The organism is Thermomicrobiales bacterium (genome assembly GCA_041390825.1).
In the GTDB taxonomy this organism is placed as follows: domain Bacteria; phylum Chloroflexota; class Chloroflexia; order Thermomicrobiales; family UBA6265; genus JAMLHN01.
Map to the genome: position 1 here is coordinate 163998 of JAWKPF010000008.1, position 25937 is coordinate 189934.

Annotated in this window: 24 protein-coding genes; 10 read left to right on the plus strand and 14 right to left on the minus strand. The window is 62.0% G+C overall.

All coding sequences use genetic code 11. From position 1 onward, the window contains the following. Nucleotides 1-37 precede the first annotated feature (37 nt). The 7 genes from aroF to R2855_05185 all read right to left on the minus strand — a co-directional run bounded on the left by aroF (nucleotide 38) and on the right by R2855_05185 (nucleotide 7252). Complete coding sequence (gene aroF / locus R2855_05155) at nucleotides 38-1081, minus strand: 3-deoxy-7-phosphoheptulonate synthase (GenBank protein MEZ4530402.1); 1044 nt, start codon at nucleotides 1079-1081, stop codon at nucleotides 38-40. Between the two features lie 75 nt (nucleotides 1082-1156). Further along, on the minus strand, nucleotides 1157-1600 hold the full coding sequence (gene aroH / locus R2855_05160; protein MEZ4530403.1) for a chorismate mutase: 444 nt from the start codon (nucleotides 1598-1600) through the stop codon (nucleotides 1157-1159). A gap of 14 nt (nucleotides 1601-1614) precedes the next feature. Continuing rightward, on the minus strand, nucleotides 1615-2436 hold the full coding sequence (trpA, locus tag R2855_05165; protein ID MEZ4530404.1) for a tryptophan synthase subunit alpha: 822 nt from the start codon (nucleotides 2434-2436) through the stop codon (nucleotides 1615-1617). Next, nucleotides 2433-3656 (minus strand): tryptophan synthase subunit beta, encoded by a 1224-nt coding sequence (gene trpB, locus R2855_05170; GenBank protein ID MEZ4530405.1) that lies wholly within the window; start codon nucleotides 3654-3656, stop codon nucleotides 2433-2435. Before trpB ends, trpA begins: the two co-directional genes overlap by 4 nt. Nucleotides 3657-3862: 206 nt before the next feature. Continuing rightward, nucleotides 3863-5668, minus strand: a complete 1806-nt coding sequence (locus R2855_05175) for an ABC transporter ATP-binding protein (protein MEZ4530406.1) — start codon at nucleotides 5666-5668, stop codon at nucleotides 3863-3865. A 104-nt stretch (nucleotides 5669-5772) separates the two neighbouring features. After that, nucleotides 5773-6486: a hypothetical protein gene (locus R2855_05180; protein MEZ4530407.1), complete on the minus strand. Its 714-nt coding sequence runs from the start codon at nucleotides 6484-6486 to the stop codon at nucleotides 5773-5775. A gap of 19 nt (nucleotides 6487-6505) precedes the next feature. Further along, nucleotides 6506-7252, minus strand: a complete 747-nt coding sequence (locus tag R2855_05185; GenBank protein ID MEZ4530408.1) for an LppX_LprAFG lipoprotein — start codon at nucleotides 7250-7252, stop codon at nucleotides 6506-6508. Between the two features lie 242 nt (nucleotides 7253-7494). Here R2855_05185 and R2855_05190 point away from each other — a divergent pair, with 242 nt between their 5' ends. Next, nucleotides 7495-9381 (plus strand): ABC transporter ATP-binding protein, encoded by a 1887-nt coding sequence (locus R2855_05190; GenBank protein ID MEZ4530409.1) that lies wholly within the window; start codon nucleotides 7495-7497, stop codon nucleotides 9379-9381. Between the two features lie 143 nt (nucleotides 9382-9524). Further along, entirely contained in the window at nucleotides 9525-9929 is a 405-nt protein-coding gene (locus R2855_05195; protein ID MEZ4530410.1) for a PPOX class F420-dependent oxidoreductase, read from the plus strand. A gap of 87 nt (nucleotides 9930-10016) precedes the next feature. Here R2855_05195 and R2855_05200 read toward each other — a convergent pair whose 3' ends face one another. Beyond that, on the minus strand, nucleotides 10017-10181 hold the full coding sequence (locus tag R2855_05200) for a hypothetical protein (protein ID MEZ4530411.1): 165 nt from the start codon (nucleotides 10179-10181) through the stop codon (nucleotides 10017-10019). A 485-nt stretch (nucleotides 10182-10666) separates the two neighbouring features. Here R2855_05200 and R2855_05205 point away from each other — a divergent pair, with 485 nt between their 5' ends. After that, nucleotides 10667-12082 carry a class II fumarate hydratase gene (locus R2855_05205; GenBank protein ID MEZ4530412.1) on the plus strand — a complete coding sequence of 472 codons (1416 nt, stop codon included), beginning with the start codon at nucleotides 10667-10669 and terminating at the stop codon, nucleotides 12080-12082. 73 nt (nucleotides 12083-12155) lie between these two features. Here R2855_05205 and moeB read toward each other — a convergent pair whose 3' ends face one another. Beyond that, nucleotides 12156-13334 carry a molybdopterin-synthase adenylyltransferase MoeB gene (moeB, locus tag R2855_05210; GenBank protein MEZ4530413.1) on the minus strand — a complete coding sequence of 393 codons (1179 nt, stop codon included), beginning with the start codon at nucleotides 13332-13334 and terminating at the stop codon, nucleotides 12156-12158. A gap of 81 nt (nucleotides 13335-13415) precedes the next feature. Here moeB and R2855_05215 point away from each other — a divergent pair, with 81 nt between their 5' ends. Beyond that, nucleotides 13416-13895 (plus strand): PaaI family thioesterase, encoded by a 480-nt coding sequence (locus R2855_05215; protein MEZ4530414.1) that lies wholly within the window; start codon nucleotides 13416-13418, stop codon nucleotides 13893-13895. Nucleotides 13896-13993: 98 nt separating this feature from the next. Here R2855_05215 and R2855_05220 read toward each other — a convergent pair whose 3' ends face one another. Next, entirely contained in the window at nucleotides 13994-14674 is a 681-nt protein-coding gene (locus R2855_05220) for a hypothetical protein (protein MEZ4530415.1), read from the minus strand. 69 nt (nucleotides 14675-14743) lie between these two features. Between R2855_05220 and R2855_05225 the strand changes: the two genes are divergently transcribed. Then, the gene (locus tag R2855_05225) at nucleotides 14744-15193 is read left to right on the plus strand and encodes a cytidine deaminase (GenBank protein MEZ4530416.1); all 450 of its coding nucleotides are present in this window, start codon (nucleotides 14744-14746) and stop codon (nucleotides 15191-15193) included. A 63-nt stretch (nucleotides 15194-15256) separates the two neighbouring features. On the opposite strand, the gene R2855_05230 is transcribed toward R2855_05225, so the two are convergent. Continuing rightward, the gene (locus R2855_05230; GenBank protein ID MEZ4530417.1) at nucleotides 15257-16372 is read right to left on the minus strand and encodes a serine hydrolase domain-containing protein; all 1116 of its coding nucleotides are present in this window, start codon (nucleotides 16370-16372) and stop codon (nucleotides 15257-15259) included. Between the two features lie 92 nt (nucleotides 16373-16464). Here R2855_05230 and R2855_05235 point away from each other — a divergent pair, with 92 nt between their 5' ends. After that, a complete protein-coding gene (locus tag R2855_05235; GenBank protein MEZ4530418.1) occupies nucleotides 16465-17202 on the plus strand; it encodes a glucosamine-6-phosphate deaminase in 738 nt (245 codons plus the stop codon). Between the two features lie 87 nt (nucleotides 17203-17289). Here the strand turns inward: R2855_05235 and R2855_05240 are convergent, their stop codons facing one another. Then, on the minus strand, nucleotides 17290-18168 hold the full coding sequence (locus R2855_05240; GenBank protein ID MEZ4530419.1) for a 3'(2'),5'-bisphosphate nucleotidase CysQ: 879 nt from the start codon (nucleotides 18166-18168) through the stop codon (nucleotides 17290-17292). Between the two features lie 83 nt (nucleotides 18169-18251). On the opposite strand from R2855_05240, the gene R2855_05245 reads away from it, so the two are divergent. After that, nucleotides 18252-21176 (plus strand): UvrD-helicase domain-containing protein, encoded by a 2925-nt coding sequence (locus R2855_05245; protein MEZ4530420.1) that lies wholly within the window; start codon nucleotides 18252-18254, stop codon nucleotides 21174-21176. Nucleotides 21177-21203: 27 nt separating this feature from the next. On the opposite strand, the gene R2855_05250 is transcribed toward R2855_05245, so the two are convergent. Together R2855_05250 and R2855_05255 are read right to left on the minus strand one after the other, a co-directional pair. After that, entirely contained in the window at nucleotides 21204-22184 is a 981-nt protein-coding gene (locus tag R2855_05250) for an LLM class flavin-dependent oxidoreductase (GenBank protein MEZ4530421.1), read from the minus strand. Then, entirely contained in the window at nucleotides 22181-22888 is a 708-nt protein-coding gene (locus R2855_05255) for a hypothetical protein (protein MEZ4530422.1), read from the minus strand. The genes R2855_05250 and R2855_05255 overlap by 4 nt, the downstream gene beginning before the upstream one ends. A gap of 230 nt (nucleotides 22889-23118) precedes the next feature. On the opposite strand from R2855_05255, the gene R2855_05260 reads away from it, so the two are divergent. From R2855_05260 to R2855_05270, 3 genes are read left to right on the plus strand one after another with little or no spacing between them, the layout of a single operon-like run. Next, on the plus strand, nucleotides 23119-23931 hold the full coding sequence (locus tag R2855_05260; GenBank protein ID MEZ4530423.1) for a GntR family transcriptional regulator: 813 nt from the start codon (nucleotides 23119-23121) through the stop codon (nucleotides 23929-23931). Then, the gene (gene deoC / locus R2855_05265) at nucleotides 23931-24695 is read left to right on the plus strand and encodes a deoxyribose-phosphate aldolase (GenBank protein MEZ4530424.1); all 765 of its coding nucleotides are present in this window, start codon (nucleotides 23931-23933) and stop codon (nucleotides 24693-24695) included. The genes R2855_05260 and deoC overlap by 1 nt, the downstream gene beginning before the upstream one ends. A gap of 27 nt (nucleotides 24696-24722) precedes the next feature. Further along, nucleotides 24723-25880, plus strand: coding sequence for a Gfo/Idh/MocA family oxidoreductase (locus tag R2855_05270; GenBank protein ID MEZ4530425.1), 1158 nt, complete (start codon nucleotides 24723-24725; stop codon nucleotides 25878-25880). Nucleotides 25881-25937 lie beyond the last annotated feature (57 nt).

Consider the following 25937-nt stretch of genomic DNA (forward strand, 5'->3'; position numbering starts at 1 on the left):
CCCTCGCTCGAATCGACATCTGTTTTTCGCTCGAACGCTACACGGCAGCGAGAGAACCGGTCGCGACCGATCGTCCCACTGCCTGCGCCACCAGGCCCAGCCGCGGCATGAGATCGGCGAACTCGTCGAAGTTGAGCGACTGCTGCCCGTCTGAGAGCGCGTGATCCGGATTCGGATGCACTTCGAGAATCAACCCGTCCGCTCCAGCCGCCACTCCAGCCAGGGAAAGCGGAGCCACGTACGGCCGCTTGCCGGCGGCATGACTGGGATCGACGAAGATCGGCAAGTGCGAGAGTTTCTGCACCACCGGCACCGCAGCGATGTCGAACGTGTTTCGAGTCTGGTTCTCGAACGTGCGGATACCACGCTCGCAAAAGATGACGTTCGGATTGCTCTGGGCCAACACATACTCGGCCGCCAGGAGCCATTCCTCGATGAGCATGCTCATTCCGCGCTTGAGCATCACTGGTTTGCCGGTCTTGCCGACTTCCTCGAGCAGGAAGTAGTTCTGGCAGTTGCGCGCGCCAATCTGGAAGATGTCCGTGTACTGGTACACCTGTTCGACGTCGGAGGGAGTCATCACCTCGGTGATGATCGCCAATCCGGTCTCTTCCCGCGCGGTGGCGAGAATCTCGAGCCCCTTTTGGCCCAACCCGCGGAATTCGTATGGCGAGGTGCGCGGCTTGTATGCGCCGCCGCGCAGCGCCTTGGCGCCGGCTGCCTTGACGGCGCGCGCCGTTTCGATGGTCTGCTCCTCGGATTCGACCGAGCATGGTCCGGCAATGACCACCACTTCGTCGCCACCGATCTCGAAGTCCCTGACCTTGATCACGGTCTTCTTGGGATGGAAATCCCAGCCGGAGAGCTTGTACTTCTTGGTGACGCGCAGGACCTGCTCGACCTCTTCATAGGCCTCGAGCATTTCGTCCAGCGTTGGCGGAAGCGGAGTCGTGCCTACCACGCCGATGATGGTGCGCTGTTCCCCGGACGAGAGGTGCGCGTCCAGCCCCAAATCCTTGATGCGGGTGACTACGGCGGAAACCGACCGTTCTGACGCGCCTGGCTGCATTACGACGATCATTGTGGACCTCCTGACCGCGACTCATGCTGCCGGCGCGCGGATTGCCGGGTCTTTCTGATTGGTACGTTCGAAGGACTACCCGCGGATGACCGCAACAGCCTCGTCTTCGTCATACGCCCATTCCGGCCGAAGCTGACGGGCGCCCTTGAGGTAGACGTGACGGATTTCCGATGGCGTCTTGGTCGTGTTGATTTGCAAGAGCACGCGCACCGCCTTCTGCAACGAAGCGGGGACGTCCATTTCGTGCGCGCACATGAGCGGAACCTCGCTCCATCCAATCTCACGCGCGGCAACCGCCGGGAACGTGGCGTTCAAATCCGGTGACGTCGTGAAGATCGCGCTCACGACATGTTCCGGCTCCAGATCGTTGAGTTGGATGAGGATGCGCATCATCTCGCGCGTCGCCTCGAGGATGTCCTCCGAGGTGTTCGACTCGGCGGTGGTGGCGCCACGGATTCCGCGACAGACCAATGGCCGTAGGTCGCTCGCTGGCTGCCCGTTGTAACTCGTTCCCGACATCGATTTCGCTTCCCTCACGCCCCAGGCTTGCCGGTAGCGTCCGCAAATTCGCGCACGAACCGGGTGGCTGCTGCCGGCTGCTCGTCCAGCGGCAGTGTATCGAGATAGTTGATCATGGCACTCGCCACGATCACGCCGTCCGCCAGCGCGGCTGCCTGCCGCACATGATCGGGTGTCGAGATTCCGAACCCGATGACCAGCGGGGCATCGACTGACGCGCGGATCTTCTCCATGTACGGCCCCAGATTCTCGGCCATGCTGGCACGCGCGCCGGTGACGCCGGTCAGCGCGACACAGTAGACGAAACCGCTAGCCCGTTCCGCGACCTGAGCAATGCGTTTGTCGGTACTGGTGGGGGCGATCATATAGATCAGATCGACGCCTTGTTCGGCGAACGGAAGCCGGAAGTCGTCGCTTTCCTCGATCGGCAGGTCCGGGATGATGAATCCATCCACTCCGATCCGCGCTGCGTCGGCCGCCAACGTGTCGACGCCGTACTGGAAGAACGGATTGACATACCCCATGAAGACGAGCGGAATCTCGACCCCATTGGCACGAGCAAACTCCACCAGTTCGAATCCGGTGGCCAGGCTCGCCCCGTTTTCCAGCGCTACCTGACTTGCGCGCTGCACAGTGGCGCCATCGGCGAGCGGATCGGAAAAGGGAATTCCCAGCTCGATCAGGTCCGCGCCACCCTCCACCAGAGCGAGCAGGAGTTTCTTCGACGCTTCGATGGTTGGGTATCCCACCGTCAGAAACGGCGCCAACACTGCCCGGTCTTCATCACTCGCCTTTTCGAACGCCGAGGCGATCCGGCTCGAGGTCGATGTTGTCACAGTGAGACTCCGAGGGACGTTGCGACGGTCTCGAGGTCCTTGTCACCCCGGCCGGAGAGATTGATCAGCACGATATCGTTGCTGGGGCGCGCGCTTGCTTCCTTCAGCCCATGCGCGATCGCATGACTCGATTCGAGCGCGGGAATGATCCCCTCTGTGCGGCAGAGCGCCTGGAATCCTTCCAGCGCCTCTTCGTCAGTGATCGCGACATAACGAGCGCGGCCGGCATCATGCAACCAGGCGTGCTCTGGGCCTACGCCGGGATAATCCAGCCCGGCGGAAATCGAATGCGTTTCGATCACCTGACCGTTCTCGTCTTGCAGCACAAACGAGCGCGAACCGTGCAAGACGCCTTCCCGACCGGCGGTAATCGTGGCCGAATGCAATCCGCTGTCCAGTCCATGACCGCCGGCTTCGACGCCGATCAACTCGACATCCTTGTCCCCCACGAACGGGTAGAACATACCGATGGCGTTCGAGCCGCCGCCCACGCAGGCTACGACCGCGTTGGGCAATCCGCCCGTCTTCTCGATGATCTGCGCGCGCGACTCTCGCCCGATGACCGATTGAAGATCGCGCACCATCACCGGGTAAGGGTGCATGCCGGCTGCGGTGCCGAAGATATAGAAGGTCGATTCGACATTCGTGACCCAGTCGCGGATTGCTTCGTTGATGGCGTCTTTCAGGGTTTTCGAGCCGGACGAAACAGAACGGACCTCGGCGCCGAGCAGCTTCATGCGGAAGACATTCGGCTTTTGCCGCTCGATGTCGATCTCGCCCATGTAGACGATGCACTCGAGCCCGAGGAGCGCGCAGACGGTCGCGGTAGCGACGCCATGCTGCCCAGCGCCGGTTTCGGCGATGATGCGTTTCTTGCCCATCCGTTTGGCAAGCAATCCCTGACCGATGGCGTTGTTGATCTTGTGCGCGCCAGTGTGCGCCAGATCCTCCCGTTTGAGAAAGATGCGCGCTCCACCGGCTTCGGCGGCGAGTCGCTCGGCTTCGTAAAGCGGGGTTGGACGTCCGACATAGTCGCGCGCCAACCGGCGAATCTCAGCCAGATACGCGACGTCGTGCCTGGCGTCCTCCCAGGCCGCTTCGAGCTCTTCAAGCGCCGGCATTAGCGTCTCGGGCGCATATTGCCCACCGAACCGCCCATAGCGTCCCCGCTCGTCAGGATAGGGGGTGATGTTGGTTCGCTCGACGGTTTCGATGACCATGTGTTGCTCCGGGTTGCCGGAGCCGCGCGCAGCACGATTCCGGCGTTGTGAAAACGCAAGGTCGAATGATACCCGCCTTATGGCGACCCTATGCCCCCGTTCCGACTTTCGGGCATCGCGCTATCCAGGCGGAACGCACACTGAGATGCACGGCAGCCCTTCCCCTCTCCGTGGGAATCAACCAAATTGTCCCGAGAAGGGAGGAATCAGGCGCGCGTCCCGGTGCCGGTTGTCTCTGGTTCGACCGCTGTGTCGGAGGTGTAGTGCGCGAAAATGCGCCGATAGAGGCTGCACCGCTCCAGCAGTTCGTCGTGCGAGCCGACGTCCACGACCTCACCCTTGCGCAAGACGACCACCTTGTCCGCCCAGCGGATTTGGGAGAGTCGGTGCGTGATGAGGATCGTGGTGCGGCCTTCGAGGACGCGGCGAATGGCCCGTTGAATCTCGTCCTCGGTTTGGCTGTCGATGGCGCTGGTCGAATCGTCGATGATCAGGATGGCCGGATCGGTGATGAGCGCCCGCGCGATCGCGATGCGCTGGCGCTGCCCGCCGGAGAGCGTCACCCCGCGCTCGCCGATGACGGTGTCGTATCCATTTGGCAACTCACGGATGAACGCGTCCGCCTGCGCGTCCCGCGCGGCCAATTCGATGGTGGCGGGATCCACATCCTGACCCAGGCTGAAACCGATGTTCTCCACGACCGGACGAGAGAAGAGGACGATGTCTTGTTCGATCGTGGAGATCTGCGATCTGAGCGAATCGAGATTCCACGCTCGCACATCGGTTCCGTCGACCAGCACCTGGCCTGAATCGACATCGTAGATGCGGTTGATCAGTTTGGTGAGCGTGCTCTTGCCCGAACCCGTCTCACCGACGATGGCCACCGTCTCGCCCGGCTTGGCATGGAATGAGACATCTTTGAGCACGGGCTCGCCGCCGTAGCTGAAGGTGACATGCTCGAAGCGAATGTCGCCGGCGATCCTGGCGCTCCGGCCCTTGTCGTTGCTGTCCAGATCGGTTTCGTCATTGAGGATATCGAGAATTCGGCGCGCGCTCACCATGCCGATCTGCACAAGCGAGAAGGTGAAGATAGAGATGAATGTCGGGAAGCGCAGCAGCGAGACCAACCCAATGTAGGTAACGAGCTCCCCAATTGAAAGCATGTCGCGCGAGTGGTAGAAGAGGCCAAGCAAGAGCGCGCAGGCGATCGTCATGGCCAGGATGAGCGGTGGCAGATAGCGTGCTTGCGCCATGCCCTGCTCGACAAAGGCGTCACGAAACGCGCCTGCGTTGGCTTCGAACTTACCGTCTTCCTGCTCTTCCTGCGCCATCGACTTGACGACTTCGACCCCGGTGACGGCTTCCGCCAGGCCCGAGTTCAGTTGACCGAAGCTGGCGCGCATCGCTGTCGAGGCGGGCGTCAGTTTCTTCATGTAGTGCCGCAGCGACAGGAAGAAGAGCGCCGTGAAGATAAGCGGCGGGGGGAGGAGCCTGGGATCGAGCAGCGCGATCGTCACGATCGGCACGATCAGCGCGGTGAACGAATCGATGATCAGCGCCATTCCGGGATTGACCATCATCCCGAGCTGCCGCACATCGTTGGCGGTGCGCGCCATCAGGTCGCCCACCTGCTGCCGGTTGTGGAATGTTTGGCTTTTCCCGAGCAGACTCAGGTAGATCTCGTCACGCGCATCGCGGGAAAAGCGCTGCGCCACAGTCTCGTTCGCCAGACTGGCTCCGAGATCGATGAGCCCACGGAGCAACACGATTGCCAGCAGCGCCAGGGCGATCAGGGTCAGGCGGTCGCCGTCTGGCGGCTCCTCCAGCACGGCGGTGAATGCCGCGCCCACCATGATGGGAATCACGCTCCCCAGCACATTCTGCGTGATCATGCCGCCCACCGAGGCGAGCAACAGCAGCTTGTACCGTGTCAGGTGCCACAAGATCCAGCGCGCCGCACTGCTGCGGTTGCTGAGCTGTTGACCCTCGATAGAAAACTCGGTCGCTGCCACGTAACGATACCTGGTTCAGTTCCATGGGAGGCACTGTCGCCCCGCGTCGATCATCGATCCTGTTCGACGCGGGGCTTTGGCGCCCGTGAAAAACGACGTCTTGCTCAGGAAATGCTCACCGGCTCGCCGAATCCGTAGATATCGAGCCGCCGCACCACATCGTCCGAGTCTTGTGAAACGAAGGCTCCAGCGAGCCGTACCGAGACGATCAGGCCGTTCTCGTCGATGGCCACGTCCACCGGCCGGGTGCCGATGCGCTGCGTGTAGCCGCGCACCGCTTCGTCCTGGATCAGGTTCGGGTCGAAGGTTCCAGTGATCCAGGTGAGTTGCTTGCCGTCCTTGGTGGTTTCTATCTCGGTCACCACTGGGTTCTCGACCGCGCTGACGATATCAGGTAGCAGCAGCACGGGATCAGAAATCAGGTGAGCGAGATCGTCGGGCAGGGTGTAGTCCTCTTCGATGCCGACCGCGCGCACTTCGGCCTTGTCGCCGATCACGGTTGCTTTCACTTTGATCTTGACGAAGCCGACCTTGGTTTGCACGGTTGCCCGCATCTTGCCCGGACGCTCGATCTCGCCGCTCGCATTGGTCATCTTGATCCCGGTGAAGAGCTTGGTGCTCCCCTTCTCGTAGATCAGATCGAACTTCATCGTGTCATACCCGAGCATGAGCTGGGCCGCACCGGCCAACATCTGGTCGGCCGGATCGCCCACCGATTGCGCAAGCGCGACGTGTCCGGGAGCCGCGGTTGGCGTCAACCCCATTGTGATCAGCAAGGCAGTCAAGACCGATACGGAGAGCGATCGTAGCCATTTCATCCGCGTTTCGTCCTTTGTGTTAGGAAGCCTGAGCCGGGGGCTCGATCGTCACGGCCGAGTCGAACTCCGAAAAAGTTACGCGCCGCACGAGGCGCCCTGAGCCTTCCTCGAAGGCAAAGAGCGGACCGATGAAATCAGCTCGCACAAGTCGGTTCTGATCGTCGATCAAGAGCTCGACATCGAGCGGTTCCGACGCCGGGGAAATGACGCTCGCCGCCGTTCCCGGAGTCGCCGGCGCGATCACGCGAGACGGGTCGAAGGTTCCGGTCAGGACGGTCACATCCTGGCCATCGAACGATTCAGTTCCTGTGATTTGAGGATTCTCCAGATACTTCAATGCCTCTTCCACCAACAGGTCGGGGTTGAGCAATGCCATCGGAGGAAGCTGGAACTCGGAATCTTCGCCGGTGACCTGGATGAACGAATCGTCGCCACCGATCGGGTTCTTGACCCAGATGGCGCCGTCGACACTCACGACCTCGAGTGTGAGGTCGAGAATCGCGACCTTGATGGCCACTGATGCCTGGAAGTTGGCTGGCCGCACGAGATCGCCCTCGACCGTCTTCAACTCGAAGGCGTCCTGAAGGACCGTTTTTCCAGCAGTGGTTTCGAGCTTGAAGTGAAACGAGTCGAGCGCCAGCATGGCGTCGGCGGTTGCTTCGAGCTGCGCCTGGGCGTCGTCCTGGGCGGAAATGCCGCGCGCCGGCGCCAGCACCACCGTACAGAGAATCAGGGCCACGATGGCCCATCGGAACAATCGATTCATGTGATCTCCGGATTCGAGTTGCGTACTGCAGCGACGTCGAGATAACTCGGGAAACGATTGTACGCCCAATGGCCAACGCAAGCCGACGTCCCAGCTGGGCAGATTGTTGGGTTCAGGCAACGTTGCCCCCGATCGCTTTGCTGGCTGACCGCAAGGGGCGACCCGATCGTTCCAGGGCATTCCCGGCGGCCAATCCACGCTAGACTACGCGTTCGCCCGCAAACGGGTGGGAGGGTTCCTGCGTGGGTTTCATCATGGAAGGGCTCGACGCTGAATCGTACGATCGCACGTACGACGATCGCGGACTGATCGAGCGCATCCTCAACTACTTCAAACCCCAGCGCCGCGCGATGGCCATCATCGTGGTCATGATCGTGCTCAACTCGGCCATGGATGCGCTCCTGCCGGTGCTGATCTCGGACACGATCAACCAGATCGACGGCTCGGGCGAGCTCTTCGGTCCACGTGTCTGGGGGCTCTTCGTCGCCATTCTGCTGGCAGGCGGTCTTGCGTGGCTGTTCAACTACGTGCGTCAGTCCCGCTCAGCCCGGGTGGTTGGGCATGTCGTTTTTCGCTTGCGGGTAGATGCCTTCAACGCCGTCATGCGTCGCGACATGTCGTTCTTCGACGAGCAGCAATCCGGCCGAATCGTCTCCCGGGTGACATCGGACACAGAGGAATTCGCCAATGTCGTCACCCTGACGCTCAGCCTGGCGAGTCAGGTCCTGTTGGTGGCGATGGTGGCGGCATTTCTCTTCTACAGAAACTGGCAACTCGCCCTGATCGCGCTCTCCATCGCGCCGGTGATCATGCTGGTGGCGCTCGCCTTCCGCAGGATCGCCCGCTCCACCTCCACCGGTGCGCAACGCGCCATGGCGAATGTCAACAAGACGATCCAGGAGACCATGCGTGGCATCGCAGTTGCCAAGAACTTCCGCCAGGAGGCCCAGGTCTACCAGGAGTTCGATGACGTCAACCGCCAGGCCTATCGGGTCATGCTGCGGCAAGGGTTCATCTACAGCGGTATCTTCCCGATTCTCTTCATTGTTTCCGCCTTCGGCACCGTGGCGATTCTCTATTTCGGCGGCCAGATGGTGGTCGATCGCACCATCAGCGCAGGTGACTGGTATCTCTTCCTGCAAGTCATCGCGCTCTTCTGGTTGCCGCTGACCAGCATCGCCTCGTTCTGGAGCCAATTCCAGCAGGGGCTTTCGGCGTCGGAGCGCGTCTTCGCCTTGATCGATGCTCCCCCGCGTGTGGTTCAGATCGCGGACCATGAGCTGGTCGGATTTACCGGCGATATCGAGTTTCGAAATGTCGACTTCTCCTATGTCGACGGCCAACCGGTGTTGCAGAACTTCTCGCTGCATATCGAGCCGGGTGAGATGATCGCGCTGGTTGGGCACACCGGCGCCGGAAAGTCGACCCTCGGCAAGCTGATCGCCCGCTTCTATGAGTTCCAGAGCGGCGAGATTCTTCTCGACGGCAAGGACATCCGCACGTTCGATTTGCAAAGTCTCCGCCGGCAGATCGGCATGGTGCCGCAAACGCCATTTCTCTTTGCGGGCACGGTGGCCAGCAATATCCGTTATCCGCGTCCAGAAGCGACCGACGCCGAGGTCGAAGAGGCCGCCCGGAGAATCGGCGGAGGCGACTGGCTCGATGTGCTGGAAAACGGTCTGCAAACCGAGGTGGGGGAGCAGGGCCGCGCGCTCTCCATGGGGCAGCGCCAACTGGTCGCGCTGGCGCGACTCCTGATCCAACGTCCCCAGGTCGTGATTCTCGACGAAGCCACGGCCAGCGTCGATCCGCTCACCGAAGCACAGATCCAGGAAGGTCTCGATACGGTGCTCGACGCACGCACATCCATTGCGATCGCGCACCGGTTGGTGACAGTCCGCCATGCCGACCGGATCATCGTGCTCGACCACGGTCGCATCGTGGAAGAGGGGAGTCACGACTGGCTGATGAAGCAAGGCGGCCACTACGCAGAGCTCTACAACACGTACTTCCGCCACCAATCGCCCGACTATCGGCCTCCGGAGCCTCCGCTCGAACCTGCTCCAGTCCTCCCGGAAACCGATCGTTTCCCCGGCGGTCTTTCGGTGCCTGCGGACTATCTGGTGTAGATGAGGCAACAGGCAACAGGCAATGGGTAAGGGCACGTGGGGAGTTTCTCGCACCTATCACCTGTTTCTGTTATTCTTGATCATGAACTAACGAATCGTTAGCTTCTCATGTTCGCACGACGATGAAGGGGAACCGCACAACCGTGTCAGACAATACCGTTATTCCTGATTCTCATAAGGACTTGCTCGAATCGACCGCGCTGGCGCATGTCGCCACCATCGGCCCAAATGGCGGGCCGCAGGTGAACCCGGTTTGGTTCGGCTGGGACGGCGACCTCATCAGCTTTAGCCAGACAAAGAGCCGCCAGAAGCTGCGAAACCTCCAAAAGGACAACCGCATTTCCCTCTCGATTGTCGATCCGGTCAATCCGTATCGCTATCTGGAAGTGCGTGGCAAGGCGATCGAGGTCATCGAGGATCCAGACAAGGCATTCATCGATTCCATGGCGCAGAAGTATCTGGGCCAGGAGAAGTACCCCTGGAGCCAACCGGGAGACCAGCGTGTGATCGTGGTGGTCGAACCCGAGCGCGCCCTGACGATGGGGTAGGCCGTTTGCGCCGAGCCAATGAATCGAGCCCAGGGTGTGTGCCCTGGGCTCGATCCATTTCCACCGCCTCCCGGAAAACGTCGTTTGTTACATCGACATCAGGAACGCAATCAGATCGCCAGGATAGTCGTCCATCGGGGCGTCCGCATCGAACGGTCCCCAGATCTTGATGTCGATCGCGGAACCCTCCGCATGCGGCTCCCAGAGATCGCTTCCCCAGCTTGTGCGGCAGGCCAGCTCAGCCGACCGCACCAGGAGGGCGACTGCTCCATCGGACCGCCGACTTGGATGGTTGCATTGCCCGGAGCAACTGTTCGTCCCTGAAACATGATGAACACATGTGCCGCACCTGCGGAGTACTGGCATCCTCTCCACCCCTCGACCCGCGAATCGGGCCATTCCCGTTCCCTCTTGCTTCCCCACCCCTAAGGAAGCGCGTCCAGGCTCACGAAAACCAGTGCTGCGCGTCACCGGACGCGAGCGCTGCCCTCTGCTTCGCTCTGCCTCAATGTCACCGATGCTAACTGAGACCGGGATGAAGGTCAACTGAACGAACATGTTTGCCGGAAAAATGGCGATGTTTGGAGGTGTTCGGTCAAGTGTTCACTGGACTTGGCGGATGCACGGACACATGCCCTTGCCTGAAAGACCCTGAATGTGTGGCATGCGACAACATCACTCCGTCGGTACACTAGCTTCATTGTCGGATTTCGATGACGCTACAGCGAGGGTGCGGGATGGCTGAACGAGGCACACGAGTGGAACGGGACAGCATGGGAGAGATGGATGTCCCAGGAGATGCGCTCTATGGAGCCACCACAGCCCGCGCGATTCTGAACTTTCCCATCAGCGGGATCGTCTTTTCCCGCTCCTTTCTGCGCGCGCTAGGAATCATCAAGGCCGCGGCCGCAACCGTCAACGGCAATCTGGGCTTGCTCCCGGCCGAAAAGGTGAAGCTCATCGTCGCGGCTGCCAACGAGGTCGCCGCCGGGGATTGGGACGATCACTTCCCAATCGATATTTTCCAGACTGGTTCCGGCACCTCGACCAACATGAATGCCAACGAGGTGATTGCCAATCGAGCCAATGCGCTTGGGAACGGCGCGGTCAAGATCCACCCGAATGACGACGTCAATATGTGCCAAAGCAGCAACGACGTCATTCCTGCCGCGATCCACGTAGCGGCTGCGCTGGAAACCACCGAGCTCTTGCTGCCGGCGATGCGTCATCTCCTGCTGGTCACCGCGGGTCGAGCCGAGGAGTTGCAATCGGTTGTCAAGACCGGCCGCACCCACCTCATGGATGCCACCCCGGTCACGATTGGGCAGGAAGCCGGTGGCTGGGCTGCCCAGATCGAGCTGGCCATCGAACGCATCGAGTCGACGCTGCCCCGCATCGCTGAACTGGCGATCGGGGGCACCGCTGTCGGCACCGGCATCAACGCGCCAGCCGAGTTTGGCTCGGCGGTGGCAGCGGAACTTGCTGCGGCAACCGGATTTCCGTTCGTCGAAGCGCGCAATCATTTCGCCGCGCAGGCCACGATGGACTCCGCCGTCGAGTTGAGCGGACAGTTGAAGGCGTATGCGGTCGGGCTGATGAAGATCGCCAACGACTTGCGTTGGATGAATAGCGGTCCGCAGGGCGGACTGGGCGAGATCGTTCTTCCCGCCTTGCAGCCGGGCTCCTCGATCATGCCCGGCAAGATCAACCCGGTCGTCTGCGAGGCCACCATGATGGTCTGCGCCCAAGCCATTGGCAACGACGTTTCGGTCAGTGTTGGTGGCCAGATGGGCAATTTCGAGTTGAACGTCATGCTGCCCGTGATCGCGCACAACCTGCTGCAATCGATCGAGTTGCTGGCGAAGACGTCTGAGGTCCTGGCAGACAAGGCAATGGCTGGCTTCACCGTCAATCGGGAGCATATTGCCGCTCTGGTCGACAAGAACCCGATCATGGTGACCGGGCTGAACGCAATTATCGGCTATGAGCTCGGAGCCAAGATCGCCAAGCAAGCCTATGCCGAGAATCGTCCGGTCAAGGACGTAGCCGCAGAGCTTTCCGACCTGACGCTGGAACAGCTCGACGAACTGCTCGATCCGCTTTCGCTCACCGAAGGTGGCGTGAAAGCCGGCGCGTCGGGTGGCGGTGGCTGAACGCGCACTGCCGGTCATTCCGAGCGGACGTGACGACGAGCGTCGTCACGACACTCACAATGACCGATTGGCGCTACACACCTGCGGATACCGGGATCGCGCACGAGAACTCGCTGTACTCGATTCCATCGAGCGACCTCGGACCGTTTGGGCCGCACATCGGACAGCTGGGATCCTTGCGGATGGGGATCTCGCGAAATGTCATGGGCAGCACGTCCAACGTCAGCAACCGGCCGATCAATGGCTCGCCAATCCCGAGAATCAGCTTGATCGCTTCGGCCGCCTGAATGAGTCCAATGATGCCCGGCACCACCCCCAGCACCCCGGCTTCTGCGCAATTGAGCGCGGTGCCGGGCGGCGGCGGCTCGTCGAACAGGCAACGGTAGCACGGTCCTTCCAGGAGCGAAAAGACCGTGGCCTGTCCTCGGAAGCGATCGACTCCGCCATGCACGTTCGGTTTTCCGAGCAGCACGCAGGCATCGTTGATCAGGTATCGCGTGGCGAAGTTGTCCGCGCCGTCGACGACCACGTCGTAACGGTCGACCAAGTCGAGAACGATCTCTTTTGACAACCGCTCCTGTATCGGTTCGACGACGACATCGGGATTCAGATCGGCGATGGCGCCCATCGCGGAGTCGACCTTCGGTGTGCCAATGCTTCGGGTGGAGTGGATCACCTGGCGTTGCAGGTTGCTCTCATCGACCACGTCGTCGTCGATCACGCCAATATGCCCAATCCCGGCGGCGGCCAGATAGAGCAACGCCGGGGAACCGAGGCCGCCTGCCCCGACCACCAGCACCCGGCTGGCGAGCAGCGTTTCCTGGCCTATCCTGCCCACTTCTGGCAGCAGCAAATGCCGGCTGTATCGTTGCGAAAGCGCCGCGGTCATTGGGCCGGGTGTGGTCCAGGGCAATCCGGCCGCCTTCCAACCAATAAAGCCGGGGGCCAGCGAGATGGGATCGGCATAGCCGAGCGCCCGCATGATCTCGGCTGCCGCATAGGAGCGCATTCCTCCGGCACAGTAGACGAGCACGGGCATCGATTTCTGCGGCAGTTCTGCTGTGACTCGATCGGCCAGCTGTCCCAACGGAATATGAATGGCCCCGTCGATCATCCCCTGTTCGACCTCGAACTGCTCGCGCACGTCGAGGATCGGAACATGATTGGCGATCAACGCACGGGCGTCGTCGAGCCCAACTTCCTGGATCGCGGTATCGGTGTCAGTCGGCGGTTGGTGGTAGTTTTTCGGCATACATCTGGTTCCTTTGTTGGCAAGCGACTGCCACCAGCAACCCTACCGCACTAACCAGCTCGATCGCTACGGACACGACCAATGAACGAACGTTCCAGCGCCATTCGAATTGCCGTTCGCGACGATCACAACTGTTTTGGATGTGGCGCCGGCAATCCGTGGGGACTGCATCTGATCTTTTTCGCCGAACCGGATGGATCGGTGTTCAGCCATTGGACGCCGCAGGTCAACCATCAAGGGTACGACGGCATGGTCCATGGCGGCATCATCTCGACCGTCTTCGACGAAGTCATGGCCTGGGCGGTCACCAATGCGGGCATCTGGGCCGTCACGGGCAGATTGAGCACGACCTACCGAAAGCCGGTCGAAGTAGGTGTTCCCACCATCGCACGCGCTGAGCTCGGCGCCATCACTACGCGCACTGCTGACGTTTCCGCGACGATCTCCCGTGAATCGGACGGGTTGCTTCTCGCGGAGGCGACCGGGCTTTTCATTCGCGTCTCGCAAGAACAGGCCGATGCCTGGAAAGCGAAATACGCCCGGGCCGACACCGGATCCTGAGCATTGGGCCGTTCGCCCGGCAACACGCACATGTGGTCCGGGTCACTTGTTGCGGAGATGTGCGTCAGCCGGAGGCCGCTGGACACGCGGCCACGAACCTATTCGGGATCCAGACCGTTCTGACTTGGCAGGTCCGCCCGCGCCGTTTGCACCATCAGATTCAGCACCTGCAGCAGTTGGCGGATGTTGTTTTCGTCCAACAGGAAGAGCGCCAGACCGGTTTCCTCCGGATGGAAATCGACCTGTTCGGTGGTTGTTGCTTCACCTGAAAGCTGCATAGCGGCGAGCCAGTCCCGAGCCTGCGCGTTTGCCTCGGTGAGCAGCTGCAGCAAATTTGCGGCGGTTTCCTTGCGAATCTCGTCGCGTTGCTCGAGCGGGATAGGAGGCGCCGTCTCATCAGATCCAGCTCCGGTGAGCGCGCGATGCGTCGCAGGGGTAGTGGCGAGAATGTACGCCTCCTCGTCGGTCACGGCATGAGCAAGGATTCGGGGACCGGGCGTGTTCAGGGTGGCAGCCCGTTCGAGGGTGCGCAGATCGCTTTGGAAGAGCTCGCTGCCCTGCCGGCCCTCGTCATCGGGTGTGTTCAGTTCATAGTGATAGATGAGAAACGCCGCGACGCCGATCGACGACTCGAGTTCGATGGTCGAGATACCAGCATTCGAATCGCGCTTGAAGGCCAGAATCTCCATGGCAAGTTCAGCGGGGTCTTCGTCGAGCTCCAGCGCTTCGTTGACGAAGGCCGCGAGGCGCAAGGCAATCGGTTCGATCGGTTCGGACATGGTTGGGTCGCTTTCTGGGCACGCGCTATGGTTCGCACCAAAGGATAGCGGGTCGAAAGAAGGGACAGGATGAGCACGAAGCCAAGTGAAGCCATGGTCGAACAGCTCATGGAGGCGGCGATGCGCGCCGCCGACCGAGCGTATGCGCCGTACTCGAACTTTCCGGTGGGAGCGGCGGTGCTGACAGCGGACGGCGCGATCGTCACCGGCTGCAATGTGGAAAACGCCAGCTATCCGGTCACCAACTGCGGCGAGCGGGTGGCCATTTGCACCGCGGTGGCAGGGGGAGCGCGCACCATCACCGCCGTCGCGGTCTATGCACCGCGAGTGGAAACCGTGACACCCTGCGGCGCCTGCCGCCAGATCATCAATGAGTTCAAGCCTGCTGACGATGAGCTTTGGATGATCTTCAGTTCGGCCAGCGGCCCATTCGTGGTCCCCTTCTCGGAGATTCTGCCGCGGGCGTTCGGCCCACGTGACCTGCAGGACTGGGGCGACGGTCCCCCGGACTGGAGCTAGTCGCGCAGGCCACGGCCCAGGATGTACGACGGGAGTAGATGTTGCCGGGCGCAGAAACCGGCACTAATTCGAAACCGCCTCGACCAGCGCATCCGAGAGCGTGGCCCAGCGCGGGGGGACGAAGGGCCAGAGATGGAACGTGGCGCGGTTGGCGAAGATGGCAGCCGCCAGATCGATCGTCGGGTCGGCCCAAAGCAACGTCCCCGCCGCGCCGAAATGGCAGAACGTCTGGGGGGAGGTGAGATTCCCGGTCCAGTGCTTCGCTTTGGCGCCCTTGATCTCCCAGCCGAGCCCCCAGGAGGCGACCGGCCACTTCACGCGCGCGGCTTGCACCTCGCCTTTCAGGCCATGCACCTGGTCGGTGACCATCTCCCGGGCAAGTGCCGGTAGGATGAACCCATCCCCCTGCCGCAGGAAGGTCGCGGCAAAGCGCACTGCATCGTCGGGAGAGCCATAGAGCCCGCCCCAGGGGATCGCGAGGTCGCGCCAATACTGGCTGTTGTACGACTCGGTCGGCCGTCCCTGGCCGTAGACATCGCGCACGCGGCCAATGCGCCGGTCGAGCTCAGGGCCGGGCCGAGCGATGGTATCGTGCAGCTCCAGCGGCTCGAAGACGTTGTCCCAGGTGAGCTCCCAGAAATCGCGCCCAGTGACGGCTTCGGCCAACCTGCCCAGGATGCCGTATCCCGTATTGGAATAGATCAGCTCGGTTCCCGGCGCGGTCCAGAGCGGCTGGCGGAGCATGGCGTCGGTGATTTCGCGCAGGGTCGGCGCCGCCCGGCTGCCAAAGGTGCCGCGTGGCAGGTCTTCCGGCAGTCCCGACGTGTGTGAAAGCAACTGGCGCACGGTGATCCGGCCGCGCAGCGACCGCAGGGAATCGTCGCTCGACGTCATGCTGGCATACCCGGGAAGATAGCGATCCACAGGGGCATCAAGCTCGATCAGCTCGCTCTCGACCAGGGTCATGATGGTCGCGGCAGTCATCGGTTTGGTGACGGACGCCAATCCGAAGAGCGTCGTGGCATCGACGGGAATGCCTGGCTGGGCCTCTCCGGCGTATCGCCGGCCGACGATCTCGCCGCGGTGCCAGATCACCGCGGCTGCGCCCGGCACCCCCGATTCGCCGATCCAGCCATCGATCTGCTCCAGCGCTGTTGCGATCCTCGTAGGTATGGACATACTGCGGAGCTCGACTCCTGTAGTGGTACGTGTACTGCGCGGTATTATCCCCGGCTGATGAACATATGGTTTGCATGGGAGTGAGCATCGGGATGGCGCAGGAACCAACGTTGGTGGTTGTCGAGGACGCGGATGAGATGAGCCGGATGGCCGCGGAGATCGTGGCCGAGGTGCTGACTGTCCGTCCGACCGCCCCAATTTCGCTGCCAACGGGCAGCACGCCAGTCGGAATGTTCGACAATCTGATCGCCGCGTCGCGCTCCGGCGAACTCGATCTCACACGGTTCCAGCTCTTCTGTCTGGACGAATATCTCGGTGTGACGCTGGACAACCCGAACACGCTCACCGCATGGCTCAAGCGTACGCTCATCGAGCCGGCAGGCATTCCGATGGAGAACGTGCATACGCTGCCCGTCGATGAGGCCGATGCGGCGGCTGCGGCCAGGCGCTATGACCAGTCGATTGCCGATGCCGGCAACCTGGCGTTGGCGGTGCTTGGTATCGGAAACAACGGGCATATCGCCTACAACGAGCCGGGATCGGAGGCCGATACCCGCACGCGCGTCATCGATCTCACGCAGGAGTCGATCGATCAGGCAGCGGGCTACTTCGAGGGCGCGTCTGTGCCAACCAGGGCGATGACGGTCGGCGTCGGCACCCTGCTGGAATCCGACCGGATCGTGCTCATTGCCGCCGGGGAAGGCAAGGCTGAGATCATGCGCCGCGCGTTGCGAGAGCCCATGTCTGCCGACGTCCCCGCCTCGTGGTTGCGGCTCGTGCCGGAGCAGGTCACGATCATCCTCGACGAAGCGGCGGCATCGCTGCTGTAACCGGGCCATAGCGCCCGGCGCCGAGCGCGCGCGGCCCCAGTTCTGGGTGTTCGCCGATCGGGGCCACTTGATGCAGGTGGGTTCGACCTACCCCTGGACCGCCTGCTCGAGCGCGATCGCATCGACGACGCGCGCGTTGGTGATGGGATCGACGCTAAAGATCACGCCTCGTTCGTTGCGCGGCACGCGCTTGTTGTAGCGGTGCAGATGCCCGTGCAGGTCGGTCATCTTGCCGCCGGCCTCCTGGATGATCAAATCGGGGGCGGCGAAGTCCCACTCCCAGGCGAAGGTTTGCTCCTCGATCGTGCGGCCCAGCTTGTAGCCGATCACCGCATCGGCCTGTTGGGTCCCCGGCATGATTCGACGAAGCGAGATGCCGGTCGTGGACACCAGCGGAGCGGGTGCTCCCATTCGAATTGCCATTCGCTCGAAGAATGGGAAGTTCTCCGGGTACCCCAGCCAGACCGAAGTCATCAGCCGTGGCGGTGTCTCTTGCGAGAGGGGAGTGAGGCGAAGGGGCGCGCTCGCGCCATTGCGCTCGATGGTGGCGCCGTGGCCCGCTACGGCTGAAAGCAACATGTCTTCCGTCGGTTGATACGTTACCGCCACAACCGGACGGCCATCGACGATCAGCGCAATGAGCATGTCGAATTCGCCGGTCCGTTCGACGAACTGGTTTGTGCCGTCGATCGGATCGACGATCCAAACCCGCTCATTGCTCAAGCGAGCTTCGTCGTCCGCGCCTTCTTCGGTGAGCAGGGCATCGTTTGGAAACGCGTTGAGGATGGTGGAACGGATGATGCTATCCGCGGCCAGATCGGCATCGGTAACGACCGAGCCGTCCTTCTTGACATACTTCTCGGCAGACTGCTCGACGTAGAACTCCATCACTGCCGCACCTGCAGCGCTGGCGGCTGCCTTGGCCACATCGAGTTCGGGCGCCCAGGGGGTTCGTGATTCGCTCATGTGCTCCGACTGTGCTCCTGCTCTAAACTCCAACTCGCTGCCCGCTTCGATTCATGCTCCGCGACATCATGTCGGGAAGTGTCATGCCCGGATTATCAGACAGCCAACGCCGCATCGTTGAATACGATCGCCTCGACTGGCATATGCTGGTCATCGCGCCCCCTGGCAGCGGCAAAACCCACACGATCTCGCAGCGGATCGCATGGCTGCTGAACAGCGGTCATGCCGAACCGGAAGCGATTCTGGCGCTTACCTACACCAACAAGGCCGGGCACGAGCTCAAGGATCGCATTGCCAAACGGGCGAATCCGCACGTGCATGCCTCGACGATGCACAGTTGGGCGTACGATCTGCTGCGCGATCATGGCCGGGAAATTGGGCTGTCGGACGGATTCCAGGTATGCGATGAGTTTCGGCGGGGAGACATCATCCGGCTGGCGCTGCACGCGGGCGGCTACGATCAGGTCGACAACAACGAAGTTATCCAGGTTGGCAAATGGATCAGCCAGCACAAGTCCAATCCTGCCGAAGTCCCGTCGCAGCGGCCGCCGTTTGGTCAGGAAACGATGGCGGCGGTCGAGGAGTCATATCGGCGGCAACTGCGAGATCAGGAGCTGCTGGATTTCGAGGACCTCATCTGGTTCGCCGGCGATCTTCTTTGGCAGTTCCCGGACGTCGCCGATCCGCTGCATGAGCGTCTCCGTTTTGTCTTCGTCGACGAGTTCCACGACCTTTCCCCCGATCAGTTCCGGCTTCTGACCGCCATCGCCCCGGGTCGAAAACCTGGCCGGCAAGTGCTCGCGGTGGCCGATCCCAATCAGGCGATTTACGGGTTCCGTGGCGGAAACGCCAGCGAGATGCTGCGGCGCTTCCGTGCGGAGTACCGTCCGGAAACGTTCAGCCTGCGCGAAAACTACCGCTCGACCGGGCGTCTGGTGGAGACCTCAAACCACTTCATTGCAGCTGGCGATGCGCCTGCCAACAGCGTGCCGGTGCGACCCGGTGTGGACACGCCTCACCTGCATGGTCTTCCGACCGATGTGGAAGAAGCGGAATGGGTCGCCAGCGCAGTCAGGGCCGCCAACGCGAAGGGACGGGATTTTCAGGATATCGCCATCCTTTATCGCACGCATAACCGCGCCAATCTCGTCGAGCACGAGTTGTTGAGAACTGGCATCCCCGTTGCGCGTATCCAGGCCAACCGTTTCTTCGACGATCGGCATGTGATCGAGGGATTTCGCTATCTGCAGTTGATTGCCGCACTGGACGATCTCCAGTTCGAACCGGCAATCAACTGGCCGCGCGTGCTCGTCGACGAACTGACCATGATGCAATTGCGGGAAGCAGCCCGCGTGCATGACCTGCGTCTGGTGCAACTCGCGGCGCACCCCGAACTCCTGCGTGAGACGGTCACTCCGCTCTCCGCCCTTGGGGTCGAGCGCTTCATGCGCGACCTCGATCAGCAAGTTGGCACGGTGGACCATGCCCGTCAGGGAGTCGAGCGAATCCTTCCCATGGTCCGCCGGCGCCGCGACCCCATTCCCCAAGGGGAACGAGACAACTTCCGTTCTACGTTGCACGAGTTGGCGCGCGCGGTCGACAGCATCGCCGACACGTTGGTCGATGCGGTCCACGACGGGTTGGCGGTCCGGCTGGTGTTCGATCCGGACAATGCCGACCATTGTCTGGCCGCGGGCATGCTGCAGCGCACGCTCGAATCGGGCTTCGGGCTGGCGGTGTTGCTCGGCGACACGTGCGAGCAACGCTCCATCCCGTTCTCCCTTGTCGATCTGGAACGAAACGCCGGTCACTTTACCTGCACCGCGTTGGTCTACCGACTGTGCCAGCGTCTCGATGAGCGATTCGACCGGTCCCGCAAGCAACGATTCGTCGTGTTCGATGTCGAAGCCACCAGCACCCATATCGCCAGCGCGGAACTGCTGCAGATCGGCGCGGTCGTGGTCGAGGACGGCCGCATCACCGGCGAACCCTTCATGCGCTGGGTACGCCCCTCCGGGCCGGAGGCGCTGTCGGCCGAAGTGCAGCGCATTACCGGCATTCGCTGGAACGATGTCGCCGACGCGCCTCCACCCGCTCAGGCACTGGCCGACTTCCTCGCCTTCGTGGGCGATACGCCGTTGGTGGGGCACAACATCGATGCGTACGATCTACCGCTCATCCGACGTTTATGCAGCGAATTCGATCTCGCCCAGCCGCCTCGCTTCTCGATCGACACCATCAAGATCAGGAGGAGGCTGCATCCAGGCGAACCTGCGGGCCTGGATGCGCTGCTCAGGCCGGAGGAAAGGCGACTGCGCCGGGAGCACCGGGCCGATCTCGACGCGCGCCTGACGGCCCGGGTCTTCATCGATCTGATGATCGAGATCGGATCCGAACGAAGGGTCAGTTCACTCGGTCACGAATTGCCGCAGGTGGCGGCCTCGGTGGCATTGCGGGGGCGCACCGATCCCGACAGTGCCTTGCTGCAGATAGCGGGGCGGCGCGCGCTCGAGCTAGGGCACGGACTCGCGCTGACCGCAGAAGGAACGCAACTGCAAACAGGTGTAACCGCGAGCGCCGAACGGGCATTGCGAATGATCGATCTGGTCACCGACCCAGAGGATGCCCACTGGGATCGGATCGAGCAAGAATGGGCGACCGCGCTCGGTAGCTTCGAGCGCACGCACAATGACCACGATTTGCAGACATTTCTGCGTTGGTTCCAGCTCGCGGTCTCGACCGACATCGAGCATGCGGACGTGAACCGGGTGGTGATGATGTCCATTCATGCCGCCAAGGGCCGTGAATGGCCGGTGGTGTTCATGCTCGGATCGGAAGATGACCAGTATGTCTTTTCCACGGATCTGGATGACGCCGAGTCACGCCGCATGTTCTATGTTGGCATGACCCGTGCCCAGGATGTGTTGGTGGTCACGCACGCCGCGCGGGTCAATGGCCGCGCGAAGAACCCGAGCCGTTTTCTGCGGGACTTGTTGTTGCCTGATTAGGCTGGATCTGGGGCCACAGCGCTGGTCTCAACGCAAGGCGCGCACCCGGGGCGCTACCTCACGACCCAGGAGCTCGATGCTTTCGAGATCGCCCGCGTCCTGAGTTTGCATGACGAAATACTGCACGCCAGCATCGACCAGTTCCGCGCAATAGGCGATGATCTGGTCTGGGGTGCCAAAGATGCGCGTGTGCACTTGCTCTTCGGTCAACCCGTTCGGGAAGTACTTCTTTTTCTTGGCCGCAACGTCGGATTCTGATTCCGCGATGAACAGCCACGCCGTGAAATGCGTGCGCAGGATTTCATCGTACGGGCGCCCGATAGCGTCACAATGCTGCCGCAAGATTTCGAAACTGCGGCTGACTCCCTCCACGCCGCGCACCGCGCCGGTGTTCGCGCTCGCCCCGAAATTGCATGCATCGGCGAACTGCGCTACCTGGCGCAATGTGACCTTCGCTCCGGCGCCCGCGATGATGATCGGTGGTCGCGGTCGTTGCACCGGGAGCGGATAGATGCGCGCGTCCGCGGTGGAAAACGTCTCTCCTGCGAAGGAGAACGGTTCCGGTCCATATACTCCTTCGACGATGTGGACATACTCTTCGAGCGCGCGTTGCCGTTCCGGGACCGGCGGCAGCGCCATTCCCAACCGCCCGAATTCCGGTGCGTTCCACCCGATTCCAAGTCCGATGAGCGCCCGGCCCGAGCTCAACTGGTCGAGATCGGCAATCTGCCGCGCGAACATCACTGGATGCCGGTGGTAGATGCAATAGACGATCGAGCCAAGCTCGATCCGGCGCGTCGCTTGCGCAAGCGCAGCCAGATGCACGAAGGCCTCAGGCGTGTTGCCGGGATGATCGCCGATACAGAATGCGTCGAGACCAACTTCCTCTGTGAGGAGACCAGCGCGCATGATCACCCCATTGGGATCGGGATCGTTCGGGGCGGCGCCGCCCTGGACGGCAAACCCGATTCGATGCTGGTGGCGCTCCACCCAGGGATGTTTGCTCACATTCCTCCTCCTTCACGTTCGTCGGACCGGAGCTCGCGCACGAACTCGCGGAACTCATCCGGCCCGCGCAGATAGGCCACTTTCAGCCGGTTTTCCGAGGAGTCGGCGTTGAAGGCGCGGTCCTTGCCATCGCGCCCGAATGCCGCGATCCACCAGCGCGCTTCCGCCTCATGCGCCACGATCTCTTCCTCCAGCGCCACGCCGTTGGGCAAGGTCGTGCAGGCCTCGACGAAGTAGCACGCGGTACCGTTGACCGCACGGTCGATATGCGTCGCTTCGTGGGCCAGAATAGCTGCGATCACATCCGGATAGAGCCAGTCAACGTACGTTTCACTGATCACGATCTCGCTCGTCGACCAACCGTCGAGCGGAGTCCAGCGCGATGTCGCGTAGGCGGAGTTGAAATCCAGATCCTGCACGCCAATGCAAACGCCATTGTCCACCAGCACTGCATAGAGACGTGCGCCCTCAGCGGTCCCACGCAGCAGGGCGACTCCTTCGGCAATGGCGTGCTGCGGTCGCTCGGAAACGCCGTCGCAGTACTCGATTGGGTGTGCGGGCGGGTTCGGCGCGAACGCAGGGGACTCGCCCAGATCGGCGATGCCGACGCGCCAGCTTGCCGCGGCGCGATCGGGAAAGCTGTCCGCGGCATGCACGAAGGGGGTGCGGATGAACAACCAGACCATACCGGTCAGCCCTGCCATGAGCAGGATCGCGAGCACAATCGCTAATCGCGATGTCCGCGTCGCTTTGCGAGGGCGGCGTTTGGATTTGGTAGTCTGCATAGGCAAGCGACAGTATTCCGGTAGTGCCGTCAGGGGGCACGGTCTTCTCGACGGATGACAGGCAACGCTGATCTGACGCCGACAGCCAGCAGGAACAGCGAGCAACGGACCTTGAATCGCCGGCGTTGGGGATGTACGGGGTACACCTGGTGAACGACGAGGACATCCAATCCTTCGATATTGGGCCGCTCGACCCTGCTGATCCGGTTCCGCTCTATCAGCAGTTGCGCGATCGCTTGCGCGTGAAACTGACCGAAGGCTGGCCGCACGATCGGCCAATACCCTCCGAACGCCAGATCATGCAGATGACCGGGCTGAGCCGGATGACGGTGCGCCAGGCGATTGCCGAATTGGTGCACGCGGGAATGCTACGCCGCGATCATGGCCGTGGCACCTTTGTCTCCGATTCTCGCATTTCGCGGCCGCTGACCGGGCATGCCACGTTCCGCGACGTCGTTCAGCGGCAAGGGGGAACTCCGAGCACAAGGGTGGTTCGCCAGAAAGTCGTGACCGCAAACGCCGCTCAGGCGACCATCTTGCAGATCGAGCCGGACGAGGAACTGCTCCACCTGGTGCGTGTACGCATGGTCGACGGCGATCCGATCATGGTCGACTACACCCACGTTCCGCTACGTGTCTGCCCAGGATTGCCGTCTGCTGACCTGAGCGGCTCGCTTTATGAGTACCTGGGGAACATGTGCGGCGTTCCCGCCCAGTATTCGCTCGATACGATCGAAGCGGTTGCCGCATCCGGAGAGGTGGCCGAGCTGCTGGAAGTGCCCGAGACGACGCCCATCTTGCTCATGCGTCGGCTTGCGCGGACAATCGGCAGTGTGCCGCTCGAGGTCACCGACGAATTCGTACGTCCCGATCGATGCCTCTATCGCGTCGAGAACCCGAGTGGGTTCACGGGTCTTGATTTGGTCGAACGGATCCATTCGACCCCAGTGGAGGCAGTCTGATGAGCAGCGCCATCGCCCCTGATTCCATCGAGGGAACCGTCCAGGGGTATACCTATCGGCAGATCGCCAAAGCGATCGACCATTCCCTCCTCAAGCCCGAAATGACCGAAGCGGAGGTGGAAGAAGGTTTGCAGCTGGCGGTGCGCTATGATGTGGCCGCGGTCTGTTGTCGTCCGTGCGACATCCCGCTGGCGGCGCGTATCCTGGCCGGTTCCGATGTGCGGGTCGGCAGTACGGTTGGTTTTCCGCACGGAGCCAACACCACCCTCACAAAGGTCTCCGAGGCCGAACAGGCAATGGACAGCGGGGCTGTCGAGCTGGACATGGTGCTGAACATCGGGCAGCTCCTGTCGGGCAACATCGACTACGTGCGCGCCGATATCGCCGCGGTGGTCGCGGTGGCCCGCGGCCGCGCGCTGGTCAAAGTCATTCTGGAAAATGCCTACTTGACCGAGGATCAAACGGTGAGCGCCTCCAGGACGGCAGCGATTGCCGGAGGCGACTTCGTCAAGACGAGCACGGGCTTCGCCCCAGAAGGCGCCAAAGTGTCGGATCTGATCCTGATGCGCGCATCGGTGCCACCAAACGTGCAACTCAAGGCCGCGGGCGGGATTCGCTCGCTCGATGCCATGCTGTCGATGATGGACGTTGGCGTCACGCGCGTCGGCGCGACCGCCACGAAGCAAATACTCGACGAATTCCGGGCGCGCGTGGCGGGAGAAGCTCCTCCAGTTGCGCCCGAACCAGGGCCGAACGACTACTAGCCGCACGCACCTCGAGGAGACCTATCGATGACGAGAACACTCCGGGCAGCAGTGATCGGCACCGGATTCATTGGCCCGGTGCATGTCGAAGCGTTGCGCCGGATCGGTGTCGAAGTGGTTGGCATTCTCGGCTCTTCGCCCGAGAACGGAGCTGCACGCGCCGCGGCAATGCGTCTGCCGCGCTCGTTCGACGCGCTCGATGACTTGCTCGCATATCCGGGGCTCGACGCGGTCCATATCACGACCCCGAACTACCTGCACAAGCCGATGGCCCTTGCAGCGATCGCCGCGGGCAAGCACGTCATCTGTGAAAAGCCGTTGGCGATGGATGCTGCGGAGGGCAGAGAACTGCTCGCCGCCGCCAACGCCGCAGGGATCGTCCATGCCGTGAACTTCAACCTGCGTTTTTACGCTCAATGTCACCAGGCGAAGTCGCTGGTGGAAAGCGGCGATCTTGGCAACGTCCTGCTCATGCATGGGCAATATCTGCAGGATTGGCTATTGAACGAGACCGACTGGAACTGGCGGCTGGAACCGGGGCTCGGCGGCGAGATGCGCGTCGTGGCCGACATCGGCTCGCATTGGCTCGATCTGATGACCTTCATCGGCGGAAAGCGGCTCCGGGAGGTCTGCGCCGATTTCGCAACGCTGATGGAAAAGCGCAAGAAGCCAACCAAGCCTGTCGAGACGTTCGCGGGCAAGACGCTCGACCCGGCCGACTACGAGGAGATCTCGATCACCACAGAGGACTATGCCTCCATCCTGCTGCGGTATGAAGACGGGGTCCATGGCGTTTGCACGGTTTCTCAGATGAGCGCTGGTCGCAAGAACCATCTTGCCTTCGAAATCGACTGTTCCAGGGCCTCGGTTGCGTTCAACTCTGAGAACCCGGAACAGCTCTGGATTGGCCGTCGCGACCGTCCGAGTGAAACGCTCTTGCGCGATCCCGCGCTGCTCTCCCCCTCCGCGCGGAGCACCACCGACTATCCAGGTGGGCATGCGGAAGGGTTCCCTGATACCTTCAAGCAGCTCTACAAGAAGGTCTATGCGGCTATCGAGGCCGGTGGGCCACCCGAAAAACCCGACTACCCGACATTCGCCGACGGGGTTTATTCACTGCAAGTGGGCGAGGCGCTTCTGCAAAGCGCGCGCGAAAACCGCTGGGTGACAATTCCGCCAGCGTGACGGTAGTCCAGGGGTCAATCCGGGTGCTCGGAGCCCTGGGTCCAGGAAGGAGATACG